At 41.8% G+C, this 12,709-nt stretch carries 13 protein-coding genes; 11 read left to right on the forward strand and 2 right to left on the reverse strand.

Going from position 1 to position 12,709, the window contains the following annotated elements; all coding sequences use genetic code 11:
• The first annotated feature begins 1 nt into the window (after nt 1).
• Nucleotides 2-1,933, forward strand: coding sequence for a peptidylprolyl isomerase (locus LAQ65_RS16860; RefSeq protein ID WP_224118170.1), 1,932 nt, complete (start codon nt 2-4; stop codon nt 1,931-1,933).
• A gap of 62 nt (nt 1,934-1,995) precedes the next feature.
• Entirely contained in the window at nt 1,996-2,679 is a 684-nt protein-coding gene (locus LAQ65_RS16865) for a porin family protein (protein WP_224118171.1), read from the forward strand.
• 13 nt (nt 2,680-2,692) lie between these two features.
• On the opposite strand, the gene metF is transcribed toward LAQ65_RS16865, so the two are convergent.
• Nucleotides 2,693-3,646 carry a methylenetetrahydrofolate reductase [NAD(P)H] gene (metF, locus tag LAQ65_RS16870; protein ID WP_224118172.1) on the reverse strand — a complete coding sequence of 318 codons (954 nt, stop codon included), beginning with the start codon at nt 3,644-3,646 and terminating at the stop codon, nt 2,693-2,695.
• Nucleotides 3,647-3,741: 95 nt separating this feature from the next.
• Between metF and lptB the strand changes: the two genes are divergently transcribed.
• Both lptB and LAQ65_RS16880 read left to right on the forward strand, forming a co-directional pair.
• Nucleotides 3,742-4,518 carry an LPS export ABC transporter ATP-binding protein gene (gene lptB, locus LAQ65_RS16875; protein ID WP_224118471.1) on the forward strand — a complete coding sequence of 259 codons (777 nt, stop codon included), beginning with the start codon at nt 3,742-3,744 and terminating at the stop codon, nt 4,516-4,518.
• 29 nt (nt 4,519-4,547) lie between these two features.
• Complete coding sequence (locus LAQ65_RS16880) at nt 4,548-6,065, forward strand: GH3 auxin-responsive promoter family protein (RefSeq protein WP_224118173.1); 1,518 nt, start codon at nt 4,548-4,550, stop codon at nt 6,063-6,065.
• Here LAQ65_RS16880 and LAQ65_RS16885 read toward each other — a convergent pair.
• Nucleotides 6,062-6,802: a hypothetical protein gene (locus LAQ65_RS16885; protein WP_224118174.1), complete on the reverse strand. Its 741-nt coding sequence runs from the start codon at nt 6,800-6,802 to the stop codon at nt 6,062-6,064. The genes LAQ65_RS16880 and LAQ65_RS16885 overlap by 4 nt on opposite strands.
• An 81-nt stretch (nt 6,803-6,883) precedes the next feature.
• Here LAQ65_RS16885 and fabG point away from each other — a divergent pair, with 81 nt between their 5' ends.
• The 7 genes from fabG to LAQ65_RS16920 all read left to right on the forward strand — a co-directional run bounded on the left by fabG (nt 6,884) and on the right by LAQ65_RS16920 (nt 12,531).
• A complete protein-coding gene (fabG, locus tag LAQ65_RS16890; protein ID WP_224118175.1) occupies nt 6,884-7,639 on the forward strand; it encodes a 3-oxoacyl-[acyl-carrier-protein] reductase in 756 nt (251 codons plus the stop codon).
• 209 nt (nt 7,640-7,848) lie between these two features.
• Nucleotides 7,849-8,865, forward strand: a complete 1,017-nt coding sequence (locus tag LAQ65_RS16895) for a fumarylacetoacetate hydrolase family protein (RefSeq protein ID WP_224118176.1) — start codon at nt 7,849-7,851, stop codon at nt 8,863-8,865.
• A 7-nt stretch (nt 8,866-8,872) separates the two neighbouring features.
• A complete protein-coding gene (locus tag LAQ65_RS16900) occupies nt 8,873-9,757 on the forward strand; it encodes a flavin reductase family protein (RefSeq protein ID WP_224118177.1) in 885 nt (294 codons plus the stop codon).
• Nucleotides 9,758-10,013: 256 nt separating this feature from the next.
• Entirely contained in the window at nt 10,014-10,703 is a 690-nt protein-coding gene (locus LAQ65_RS16905; protein ID WP_224118178.1) for a CPBP family intramembrane glutamic endopeptidase, read from the forward strand.
• Nucleotides 10,700-11,707: an NAD-dependent epimerase/dehydratase family protein gene (locus LAQ65_RS16910; protein ID WP_224118179.1), complete on the forward strand. Its 1,008-nt coding sequence runs from the start codon at nt 10,700-10,702 to the stop codon at nt 11,705-11,707. Before LAQ65_RS16905 ends, LAQ65_RS16910 begins: the two co-directional genes overlap by 4 nt.
• Complete coding sequence (locus LAQ65_RS16915) at nt 11,680-12,174, forward strand: SDR family NAD(P)-dependent oxidoreductase (RefSeq protein WP_224118180.1); 495 nt, start codon at nt 11,680-11,682, stop codon at nt 12,172-12,174. Before LAQ65_RS16910 ends, LAQ65_RS16915 begins: the two co-directional genes overlap by 28 nt.
• A 27-nt stretch (nt 12,175-12,201) precedes the next feature.
• Nucleotides 12,202-12,531: an SDR family oxidoreductase gene (locus tag LAQ65_RS16920; RefSeq protein ID WP_224118181.1), complete on the forward strand. Its 330-nt coding sequence runs from the start codon at nt 12,202-12,204 to the stop codon at nt 12,529-12,531.
• Nucleotides 12,532-12,709: the final 178 nt, after the last annotated feature.

Here is a 12,709-nt window from a genome sequence, read left to right on the forward strand (position 1 = left end):
TATGAAGAAGCTTTTTTTTGTACCGGCCCTTTTATTACTGCTTGCTTCAACCACCATCAACGCACAAACGCTGTTTACTTACGGCCCCTATCCTGTTAGTAAAACCGAATTCCTGAATGCTTTCAGAAAGAATAACAATAATACGACTCCGGGCCAGAAGGCTTACGCCGACTATCTTGAAATGTACATCCGTTACAAGTTAAAAGTACAGGCCGCCAGGGCAATGCGATTCGATACTATTCCGACCCAAAAAGCAGACCTGCAGGATTTTAGAAAGCAGGTTATCAATAATTACCTGGCAGATGACAGCACTGTTAAATTCCTCGTAAGGGAAGCGATGGAGCATTGCACAAAAGACCTCCGCATATCACACATATATTTTCCTTTTGTAGGCAATGATAGTGCCGTTGCTAAAGAAAAAGCGATTCAGGCCATGTTGGAACTCAATAAAGGGGCTGCCTTCGAAACCGTTGCCCAGGCTTATTCTGCTGATACTTCAGTTAAATATAACAAAGGTGATATTGGCTGGATCAGCGCTTTTGTACTGCCCTACCCGCTGGAAAAATTAGCCTACCAGACAAAAGTTAATACCAACAGCCAACCATTTAAAACCAGCCACGCATACCATATTTTCAGAATAACCGCTGAACGCAAATCAGTAGGCATGTTACAAATTGCCCAAATACTGATCAGCCTTCCGGCAACAGCCAATCGGCAGGAAACAGAGAAAGCGGGCAAACTTGCCGATTCCATTTATAAAGCATTACAAAATGGAGCCAACTTTGCCACCCTCGCATTGACCTACAGTGATGATAATGCTTCCTATAAGAACCAGGGGGTAATACAGGCCTTTTATCCGGGAACTTATGACAAGGATTTTGAAGAACAGGCGGTTTCCCTGCAAAAAGACAATAACATTTCCCGCCCATTCAGAACAGCACAGGGAATCCATATCCTAAAAAAAATCGGTTCATTCCATTACTCCACCGACTTTAATAATGAAACCGCATTTGCTGCAATGAAAACAAGGGTGCTGAGTGACCCGCGTGGCAAACTCGCCATGGATGCAGTGGTAGTGAAGGCGGAAAAATCTATTGGTTTTAAAAAAGGAACTGTTCCGCAATCTGCAATCGATGCTTTTACAACGGCAAAGTTACAAGGCAATGCTACAGGGAATACCCTTTTAAAACCCCAAACGGTTCTGGCTACTTATAAAGGCAAAACGATTGTGGTTAAAGACTATGAAAGTTACCTTTCAACGAATGCCAGCCAGCTCAATAATACCCAACCAGGCTTATCAGGTCAACAGGTTTACCAACAGTTTCTGCAAAGCAAAATCCTTGAAGAATACCAGCAGAACCTGGAAAAATACAACCCGGATTTTGCCCGCCAGTTAAATGAATTCAAAGATGGTAACATGATTTTTGAAGCCATGCAGGTAAATATATGGGATAAAGCGGTAAATGATGAAGCCGGCCTTAAGCAGTATTTTAACCAGCATAAGGACAAATACACATGGAAAGAAAGTGTACGTGCAATTATTTTCAATAGTTTGGATTCAGCGGCCGCTTCTGGCATTTATAATTCAATTAGAACAAATCCATCTGACTGGAAGCAATTAGCCGACAAGAGCAACGGAATTGTACAGGCAGACAGCGGCCGCTATGAATTGGACCAGTTACCGAAACATACAGATACAGCGCTAAAGCCAGGAACCATTACCAGTCCGCTTTTCAGGGCAGAAGACCTGCTTACTACCTTTATTTATATAATTGAATCATTGCCTGGAAATTCACCCAGGAGCTTCGAAGAAGCAAAAGGATTTGTGCTAAACGACTACCAGTTATTACTGGAAGAAGAATGGATTAAAGCCTTAAAAAAGAAATACCCTGTAAAAGTAAACCAACAGGTTTTAAATAGCCTTAACAGGTAGTGGCATGATTTATGCGTATAGCCGTCTGCGTTAACTATTCCCTTAAATCGATTAAAATTCACATGAAAAAGTTTATGATTTTTTTGATGGCAACATCTGCCATCGCATTAAGCAGTAAATCACAGGATAGTAAATACTACCTGAAGGCCGGTATAAACATGGCCAATATTTCAACCACGCAGGATGCCAGTGCAAGCAGCCTCACAAGTTTTCATGCCGGTTTTATGGCAGACTTTCCTTTAAGCAAATTACTTTCAGTTCAACCCGGATTGTTATTTACGGGGAAAGGTTCAAAACTGGAAATAGGAAAACCCGATGATGCTACATATTTCAAGAACACAGTTAATCCTTATTATATTGAAATTCCGGTAAACCTTATTGCAAATATCCCGCTTGTGGATGGTGAGTCTAAATTCTTTATAGGTGCAGGTCTGTATGGAGCAGCAGGTGTTGCAGGAAAATACAAAAACTCATACAAAACACTTGCCGGAACAATCAATGCTGAAGACAAGATAAAATTCACAAGTGACGCACCAAGCACTAGTGAAGAAGTATTGGCTGGCCTTGGACGGATGAACAGGTGGGATTATGGTATCAACGGTACTGCCGGATTTGCTTTTAAAAATCTGCTTATTTCCATAAACTACGGGCATGGATTGGCCAATCTGTATACAGGCACAACCAACAGCTCAAGTGATAAGTACTATAACCGGGTATGGAGTCTGACCTTCGGTGTTAGTTTATAATACTGCCTCTTTTTTAGACCAATTCCTTAACGACATTCCAGATAACTTTTGGTTTTCCCAAAGTATAATAATGCAGTACGGGTACGTGAGCTGCTTTCAGCTCACGGCTTTGCTGCAATAACCATTCAGTGCCTACCTGCTCAACTTCCGTATCGGATTTACATTTAGTAATCTCAATGGAAAGTTCAGTGGGTAGGTCCACATGGAATATACGAGGCAGCAGACTCATTTGCTTTTTGTTGGTGATAGGCTTTAAACCTGGAATTATCGGCACATTAATTCCTGCAGCCCGGCAGCTCGCAACAAATTCGAAATACTTCTGGTTATCGAAGAACATTTGGGTCACAACATACTCAGCACCTGCGTCCACCTTGGCTTTCAGGTAAGCAACATCCGTGGCAATGTTGGGCGCCTCAAAATGCTTTTCAGGGTAACCGGCCACTCCAATACAAAATTTGGCATTGCCCGGATCTTTCACTTCCTCCTCCAGGTAAAGGCCATTATTCAAATCCATAACCTGCTTCAGCAAGTCGATCGCATAGCGGTTCCCCCCGGGTTCGGGCTCGAAAAAAGTTTCATTTTTCGCAGCATCCCCCCGCAAAACAAGCACATTATCTATACCCAGAAAGGCCAGGTCAATCAACGCGTTTTCGGTCTCTTCACGGGTAAACCCTCCACAGATCAGGTGGGGAACTGGATCAACTTTATAGTGCTGCATTATCGCTGCACAAATACCTACAGTGCCTGGTCTCTTACGAACTTCAATCTTAGCAAAAGAACCATCCGCCTGTTTTTTAAACATGGTTTCACTGCGGTGGTAGGTAACATTTATAAACGATGGTTTGAATTCCATCAGCGGATCAAGGTGATTATAGATAGCACTTATACCCTTCCCTTTCAGGGGTGGAAGTATTTCAAAAGAGATTAAAGTATCCTTCGCCTCCTTAATATGATCAATTACCTTCATTTGTTTGCTTGCGGATGAATAAACTATCTACAAACTTAGCATGCAGTTATGAATTAACAAGGTATTTTTGCCAAAAGCCGCCCACATTGAATTTAGTGATCCAAACCAATGAGCTTGTTAAAAGCTACCACAACAGGACTGTTGTAAATCATGTGTCTGTTAACGTAAAGCAGGGGGAAATTGTCGGCCTCCTTGGACCTAACGGTGCCGGTAAAACCACTACCTTCTATATGGTAGTTGGACTTATTAAACCCGATGAAGGACAAGTTTTCCTGAATGACCAGAACATTACAAGTCTGCCAATGTACAAAAGGGCGCAACTGGGAATCGGGTACCTGCCGCAGGAAGCCTCGGTTTTCAGAAGCCTCACCGTCGAAGACAATATCCGCTCTGTACTTGAAATGACCAGGCTTACCCGCCAGGAACAAAAGACAAAACTGGAAGAACTTCTCGATGAATTCAGGTTGCACCATGTTCGTAAAAATAATGGCGACAGCCTTAGCGGTGGCGAAAGAAGGCGCACGGAAATTGCACGGGCCCTGGCAGTTGACCCCAAATTTATCTTGCTGGATGAGCCTTTTGCAGGCGTAGACCCAATAGCAGTGGAAGATATCCAAACCGTAGTGGCACGCCTCAAATACAAGAATATCGGTATACTGATAACCGACCATAATGTGAATGAAACCCTCTCTATATGCGATCGTGCTTACCTGTTAATTGAGGGAAAAATCTTCAAACATGGCACGGCTGAAGAGCTGGCAGATGACGAACATGTTCGCAAACTATACCTTGGCCGGAATTTTGAGCTGAAACGAAAAGACTATCTCCACGAAGAAGTAATGAAGGGAATGGGTGATTTCCCCAAGATGTAACGGTATTTTCAGTATTTTGCTACTGCTGTATGAAATTATTCTCGCCTGCCATATCAAGATTGGCCCGGCTAAGGCTTTGGCAAATCGACGAGTGGGTCAACAATCCTGTTGCTGCCCAACGAGAGGTATTGCAGGAACTGGTCACTTCAGCACAATACACCCAATTCGGAAGACAGTTTGGTTTTAACCAGCTGTTTAACGTACGCACTTTTAAACAAACCGTTCCTGTTCACGAATACGAAGACCTCAAACCCTATATTGAAAGAATGATGCAGGGCGAGGATAACGTACTTTGGAATACACCTATAAAATGGTTTGCCAAAAGCAGTGGCACCACCAGCGATAAAAGCAAGTTTATACCGGTTAGTGAAGAAAGCCTTGAACAAAATCACTATCAGGGCGCAAAAGATGTCTTAACCCTTTACTATCGTTTCAATCCCGATTCTGAACTTTTAACCGGCAAAGGATTGGTTATTGGAGGTAGTCATCAAATCAGCCAGACTACTGAGGATATAAGTTATGGCGACCTTAGTGCTGTTTTACTGCAAAACTCACCGTTCTGGGGTCATTGGATAAGGACCCCGGAATTATCGATTGCACTGATGGACGAATGGGAGCAAAAAATTGAACAACTTGCCCTGTCAACGATTCCCGAAAATGTAACCTCCATTTCAGGTGTCCCTACCTGGAACCTGGTCCTGCTAAAACATATCCTGGCCATCACCGGAAAGTCAACGATCGCAGAAATCTGGCCGCAACTCGAATTATACATTCATGGGGGCGTTTCATTTGTCCCCTATCGCGAACAGTTTCAGCGTCTAATTGGCAAAGACATCCATTACCTCGAAATGTACAATGCCAGTGAAGGTTTTTTCGCAGCACAGGACAGTCCCGGTGAAGATGGCATGTTGCTTTTCACCCGCCATGGTATTTTTTTTGAATTCATGCCAGTCGAAGAATACGGTAAAAAATTTCCGAATACGGTTGGTCTCAACAAAGTTCAAACCGGAAAGAATTATGCCCCTGTTATTAGTACAACCGGTGGGCTATGGCGGTATATAATTGGTGATACTATCCAGTTCACTTCACTAAAACCTTACCGGATAAAGGTTAGCGGAAGGCTGAAGCATTTTATTAATGCATTTGGCGAGGAACTGATTGTTGACAATAGCGATAAAGCAATTGCCATTGCCTGTGAAAAAACCGGAGCCTCGGTTAATGATTATACTGCAGCGCCTATCTACTTTTCCGAGCATGGAAACGGCGCTCATGAATGGTTGATTGAATTTGAAAATAAGCCCGTTGATTTAGCGCTGTTCGCATATGAGTTAGACTCCGCCTTAAAAAACATCAACAGCGATTATGAAGCAAAACGCCATAAAGACATCGCCCTTAGAATGCCACAGTTGCATGCTGTAAGGAAAGGCCTGTTCAACGAATGGCTAAGCGGAAAGGGAAAACTTGGAGGACAACATAAAGTGCCCCGCTTAAGTAATGACCGCAAAATCCTTGAATCAATTCAGATGTTGCTCTATAATCAACACTAGTCTTTCTTATAGAACCCCAATAAAACATATATCTTCCTTAACAGGTAATAAGGTATGGAAAAATAATTCGCTGTAGTTTTCTTTTCAGCGCCAAAATCCAGCTTAAACTTTAAAAGGCTCTCAATCACTTTATCACTGTGCGTTTCATGGTACCCACCAAAATCAAAGGACAAAATACCCTGGTCTTTGAAAGCCAACATATCATAATAAAAAAGGTATTTATTAGCCCTCCCAATTTTGTTACTGTCAAACCGCTCATCAAAGCGCATTGAAGCAGAGTGCATTAGTCGCACAATTTTCTGACCCTGGTCCACTAAATAGGTATGGGTTGCAAGTAACTGGCCATCTAACTCTGCATAACTTATTTTGAAGCTGGGGCCATAAGATTTGACCCTTTCAATCGTTTCCTTTGGAATTCCTTTAGCCGGAGCAAACTCATTGAAGAAATTCACAAATTTGGAACTGTCCTGGTCAAAATAGCATTTAACACCTTCTTTCTCAGAATTCCTGACCAGCCTGTTGAATGTTCTTGAAAAATCTTCCAGTATCTGTTCCTTAGACTTTGAAAGATCCAGTGCAACAGTATAATTCGGGACTTTAACAAGAAATGGATTTTTTAAGTCCGTCCTAATATGGTTAAAGGCATTTAATCCGAATATGGACCAAAATCCCGGGTAATACGAAAACCAATACTCATGCACATTCAGAAAAAAAAATTTCCTGGAAATCTTGATCATCTTTTTATGGTTATAGAGAAATTAACGCCAAACTAGTACAAATTCGTATTTCTACCTATTTTCACAGCTCAATTTTACCAAATGAGTTTATTATCGAATAAAGTCGCAATCGTTACCGGTGCAGCACGTGGAATTGGCGAAGGGATTGCACTTAAATTGGCTGAACAGGGCGCTAATATTGCATTTACTTATGTTAGTGAAGCTAGTTCCTCCAAAGCGGAAGCATTGGTGGAAAAGCTAAAATCAATGAATGTACAGGCAAAAGCATACCGAAGCAATGCCGGCATTTTTGAAGAATGCGAACAATTTGTAAATGATGTAGTTGCAAGTTTTGGGAAAATTGATATCTGTGTAAATAATGCAGGTATCTCAAAAGACAACCTGCTACTTAGAATGACACCCGATCAATGGGATGAAGTTATGGTTACCAATCTGAAGAGCGTATTCAATATGACCAAGCAGGTAATCAGGCCTATGATGAAGGCAAAATCCGGTAGTATCATTAATATGAGTTCGATCATTGGCATTAAAGGAAATGCAGGACAAAGCAGTTATGCAGCTTCAAAAGCAGGTATTATTGGTTTTACCAAATCGATTGCGCTGGAATTGGGCAGCCGGAATATTCGCTGCAACGCTATAGCCCCCGGATTTGTTGAAACTGATATGACCCATTACCTTAAAGAAGGCAGCGGCGCAGATGAATTCCTAAAGAAAATCCCGCTCGGCCGCTTTGGCACCACCGAAGAAATTGCCAACGTAACCCTGTTCCTGGCCAGCGAATTGAGTTCTTACATGACGGGACAAGTACTCAGCACCTGTGGTGGGCTCAATATTTAATATCTGGATTTTTCGCCAGATGGCCTTCCGGAAATCAGGCTGCCAATAAATACTTTCAAGAAGAGGTAAATCAATAAACCTTACAATCTGTCTTTGGCCCTTTAGGACAATCATTTTTAGTCTTGCCTGTTAATAGTAAAGAATGCCGCCCACTAAAGCATGGGTAAGATAATTATTCCTGCTATTTTTGGCCACATAAATTGATGACAATGAAATTGGTTTCTTACCTCCGTGAAGGACATGACCAGCTGGGAATTCTGGTGGACGGATACTTGTTTGATATGGAAACCCTGCATCCAGACCTTCCCGGTAATATGAATATGTTCCTGCAATATTGGGAAGATTCTTATCCCGTTGCACAGATCGGTGAAAGAATGGTAAAGGAAGGAAGGATTCCACAAGAAAAAGGTTTTCCTATTGACCAGGCCTATATTCTTGCCCCTGTGCCCTTTCCCGCATCATGCCGCGATGGCTATGCTTTCAGGCAGCACGTAGAAGCAGCGCGCCGGAACCGCAATGCGCCAATGATTCCCGAGTTTGACCAATACCCCATCTTTTACTTTACAAACCATACCAGTATCCAGGGGCCTGGAGATATTATTTGCATGCCCGATCACCTGGAGAAACTGGATTTTGAACTTGAAGTGGCTATCGTTATCTGTAAAACCGGCCGGAATATCAGGGCCGAAGAAGCTGATGAATATATTGGCGGTCTGATGATTATGAATGACATGAGCGCAAGAAGGCTGCAGATGGAAGAAATGCTGCTTAACCTGGGACCTGCAAAGGGTAAGGATTTTTCTACTGTCATTGGCCCATGGTTGGTTACCACAGATGAATTAGAGCCGCTTGAAATTCCTGCCAGGCAAGGGCATACGGGGAAATGCTGGAACCTTAGTATGGAATGCCATGTAAATGGCATTCCCGTTAGTAAAGGAAATGTAGGCGACATGGACTGGACATTTGCCGAAATTATTGAGCGCTGTTCCTATGGCGTTACACTTCATCCGGGTGATGTAATTGGCAGTGGAACGGTAGGTACGGGCTGTTTTCTGGAATTGAACGGAACAGGAAAACTGAATAATCCCGACTATCCCGAGCAATGGTTAAAAGAAGGTGATGTAGTTGACCTTGAAATCAATGGCCTGGGAGTACTCTCAAATACTATCGTAGCAGAACCAACAGAATATTCTATCCTGGCTTTAAAAAAAACAAATACTACCTAACGCACTCATGCAAATAACACTTTCGGAAATTTCACCTGCTCAATGCCAGCAATGGTTACAACATGCCATTGCACCGAGGCCAATTTGCCTAGCTTCAACAATTAATGCTGCAGGACAGGTAAACTTAAGCCCTTTTTCGTTTTTCAACTTGTTCTCGATGGTGCCGCCAATTGTTATTTTCTCCGCCTCCAGGAGAATGCGCGATAATACCACAAAACATACATTGGAAAACGTATTTGAAGTTCCGGAAGTAGTGATAAATATCGTTGATGATGATATGGTACAACAGGTTTCCTTAGCGAGCTGTGAATTCCCCAAAGGTGTAAATGAATTTATAAAAGCCGGATTTTCTGAAGAACCCGCTACCCTGGTAAAGCCCCCTATGGTTAAAGAGAGTAAAATAAAAATGGAATGCAGGGTAATAGAAGTTAAACCCCTTGGCACTAAAGGAGGAGCAGGAAACCTGGTGATATGCGAAATACTTCGTATGCACGTTGCTGATAGTATACTTAATGAACGGGGAGATATGATCGAACAGCAGAAACTACATCATGTTGCCCGGCTTGGCGGACATTGGTACTGCAGAGTGGATACCAGTAACCTTTTTGAAGTGGAAAAACCCAATACCCAATTAGGCATAGGTATTGACGCTTTACCAGAAAATATCCGGAATAGTACAATTCTAAGTGGTAATGACCTTGGCCAGTTAGGCAATATCCATGAACTGCCAATGGTCGACCCTGCTTTTGATGATGAAAGACTTCGCAGCATCTTCCAGTATTACGCAATAGACCCAAAGGAAATGGAAAAGGAGCTTCATCTTTATGCCAAATCATTGCTACAACAGCATAAGACAATGGATGCATGGCAGGTCTTGTTATCTCTCCAATAAACCCCACTGGTATTTTTTGCAGATTTTCCCATCCTCAATAATTGTTTTAGTAAGAAATACCTAACCGGGGGAAAATGCTGGTTATGGTTAGGGAAAACCAATTACCCCAAAATATGTACCTGTACTACTTGCAATAATTCATAATTGCTTTAATAATCCCGTATTTATCAATTTCAACCACGCAATCTGCCGGCCTAGATTTACATCATATTCCACAAGAAACAGTATTTATTGTGAACCGTTTAAATTGATAGTTATGGCAGAGAATTATATCCTTTTCATTGTTTCCCTAACCAGCTTTTTGCTGTTTTTATTAAACGTGGCTGCCGTTCCTGGCATGAATCTCCTGGATATTATTGAAAGCAGAAACAGCCAGCCTGGAATTTATTCCCTTTCAATACGTAATGTATTTTCTATGCTGATCACCTTGGTGCCAGTTATGCTATCACTTTATTCAGATTATTATTTCAATGCTTACAGGCTACCATCAGCTGCTGAAAAAAATGCGGTATTCTTCACCGTTTTTCTATCAGTACTGGCATTGGGGATTGGTGTTCAGTCGGGCCGTAATGTAATAAAGGAGTGGGGCAAAAAAAACCCAATTAACCTGAGTTGGTTTTCAGTAAATATATACCTGGCAAGCCGCATCCTCTATATCATCAGTTATGAATTGTATTTCAGGGGATTCCTGTTTTGGTATTGCCTGCAATTCATGAATCTTACCGGAGCCATAACTGTAAATCTTGTTTTTTACCTGGTGGCCCATTACAAGTGTAATCAGCAGATTATCTTAGGCTGTATTCCAATGGGTATACTACTGTGTCTCTCCAATTTCTTCATGAACAGCACCCTGCCCGCGATCCTGATCCATTTGTGCCTTACCATTCCCTATGAATTTGTCCTTGGTAAAAAAATAACTCTTCACACAAAATCTTATGCAATATGAAAGTATTAGTAACAGGGGCTGGCGGATATATTGGGAATCCAATTGCACACCGCCTGGCAGAGGAACAGCATCATGTAATTGCCTTAGTCAGGTCACCAGCTTCAAATGTCCACTTGAATCATCCTAACATCCAAATCATGACCGGTGATATCACCCTACCATCTTCCGTTCAGGCCGCAATGAAAGGGTGCCAGCAGGTTTACCATGTAGCTGGCTATGCAAGGCTTTGGTCGCCCAACCCTTCAGTTTTTTACAATGTTAATGTAGATGGGACAAGAAACCTGCTTCTTGCAGCACTGAAAGAAAATGTGGAAAAGTTCGTCTATACATCCAGCACAGCAGTTTTTGGGCCTTCGCTTATGCAACCAACCATAGAAAACGACCCAAGGTCCTTTGCTTTCGATAACGATTATGACCTCTCAAAACATCTTGCAGAACAGGAAGTGTTTAAATATATTAAACAAGGCCTTTCTGCGGTGATTGTAAATCCCAGTAGGGTATATGGCCCGGGGTTAGACTCACCTAGTAATGCGATAAGCAGAATGTTGAAAAATGCCTTGCAGGGGCGATTTATTTTCTTGCCCGGAAAAGCAAGCACAATAGGCAACTACGCATATATAGATGATGTCGTCAACGGACATATCAATGCTATGCACCTTGGTAAAAGCGGTGAACGTTATATACTTGGTGGAGAAAATAAATCTTACCAGGAAATTAAAGACAGTATTACAAACATTATAGGCCCCTCTCCCGTTGTCCAGGTTCCGATGGCATTCTTTAAACTTTTTTTATTGGGCATGATTTCTTATAAAAAAATCACCGGGCAGGATGCAATATGCAGCGCTTCCGGAATAATGCGATATACTAAAAACAGTGCATTTGATTGCAGCAAAGCAAAGGCTGAAATAAATTACAGGATTACCCCATTTGATGTAGGTATAGAAAAAACTATTCAGGAAATAATAAAAGAACTACCATGTCATCCGGAATTTTCACACTTATAACAGGTGCCAGCGAAGGTTTAGGAAAAGCCTTAGCACTGGAGTGCGCTAACAGGAAAATGAACCTTATCCTTGTTGCTTTACCCGGTAAAGAACTGTTTCAACTCGCAGGTGCATTGGAAAGGAGTTTCCAAATTAAGGTAGCCGTTTTTGAAAAAGATTTGACCATTGAAGAAGAGTGCAGTTCACTTTACCATGAAATAGTTGAACAAAAATGGGAAATCAATATGCTGATCAATAACGCAGGTTTGGGCAATTGCTGCGCATTCGAGGACGGCCAGCTTGCAGGATTTCAGCAATTGATAAAATTAAATATCATGGCCACAACCATGCTAACCAGACTATTTATTGATCTGCTTAAAAAACAAAAGAAATCTTATATACTCAATGTTAGTAGTCTCATTGCATTTTTCAATTTGCCTAATAAACAGGTTTACGGGGGGACAAAATCATATATCTATTATTTCTAAAAATGCCTGAGAAATGAACTGGCGCACTTGAACATATCTGTTTCCGTGCTATGCCCGGGTGGCATGAATACCAATCCTAGGTTGTACCAGCTGATGAGTTCAGGAAATTGGTTTGTCCGCAATTCAACGATGTCGCCCGAATCTGTTGCGGCCATTGCCATAACCGGATTATTGAATGGGCAGACTGTTTTGATTCCTGGAAAATTAAACCGGCTATCTCTGGTAATTAATAAACTACTGCCCCGAAATCTGCACAAATACTGCACAAGGTTACTTACTAATAAAGTCACTTCACCTTCAATCATTCAAAGCATTAACCAGTATGAAACACAAGTCAGCCTTCCGGCATCAGCCTGATCTCTTTTTTAATACTTTTACTTTCTGAAATGGGTCTGACTCAAATGCATTTGCATTCTGGCGACATAAAAACCATCATATACATCCTGGGAATATCAGGGTAACTCCAAAGCAAAGAACAATTTTGGGAAAGATCTGCTTTGTATTATTTATTCCGGCACTGTTCTGGAATAATTAT

This window comes from Flavihumibacter profundi (genome assembly GCF_020076305.1).
GTDB lineage: Bacteria > Bacteroidota > Bacteroidia > Chitinophagales > Chitinophagaceae > Flavihumibacter > Flavihumibacter profundi.

Coding starts and splice junctions, on each gene's coding strand:
- LAQ65_RS16885 (WP_224118174.1), bottom strand. CDS start 6,802: ATGATCAAGATTTCCAGGAAATTTTTTTTTCTGAATGTGCATGAGTAT.
- LAQ65_RS16895 (WP_224118176.1), top strand. CDS start 7,849: ATGAAATTGGTTTCTTACCTCCGTGAAGGACATGACCAGCTGGGAATT.
- LAQ65_RS16910 (WP_224118179.1), top strand. CDS start 10,700: ATGAAAGTATTAGTAACAGGGGCTGGCGGATATATTGGGAATCCAATT.
- fabG (WP_224118175.1), top strand. CDS start 6,884: ATGAGTTTATTATCGAATAAAGTCGCAATCGTTACCGGTGCAGCACGT.
- LAQ65_RS16880 (WP_224118173.1), top strand. CDS start 4,548: ATGAAATTATTCTCGCCTGCCATATCAAGATTGGCCCGGCTAAGGCTT.
- LAQ65_RS16905 (WP_224118178.1), top strand. CDS start 10,014: ATGGCAGAGAATTATATCCTTTTCATTGTTTCCCTAACCAGCTTTTTG.
- LAQ65_RS16860 (WP_224118170.1), top strand. CDS start 2: ATGAAGAAGCTTTTTTTTGTACCGGCCCTTTTATTACTGCTTGCTTCA.
- LAQ65_RS16915 (WP_224118180.1), top strand. CDS start 11,680: ATGTCATCCGGAATTTTCACACTTATAACAGGTGCCAGCGAAGGTTTA.
- metF (WP_224118172.1), bottom strand. CDS start 3,646: ATGAAGGTAATTGATCATATTAAGGAGGCGAAGGATACTTTAATCTCT.
- LAQ65_RS16900 (WP_224118177.1), top strand. CDS start 8,873: ATGCAAATAACACTTTCGGAAATTTCACCTGCTCAATGCCAGCAATGG.
- LAQ65_RS16865 (WP_224118171.1), top strand. CDS start 1,996: ATGAAAAAGTTTATGATTTTTTTGATGGCAACATCTGCCATCGCATTA.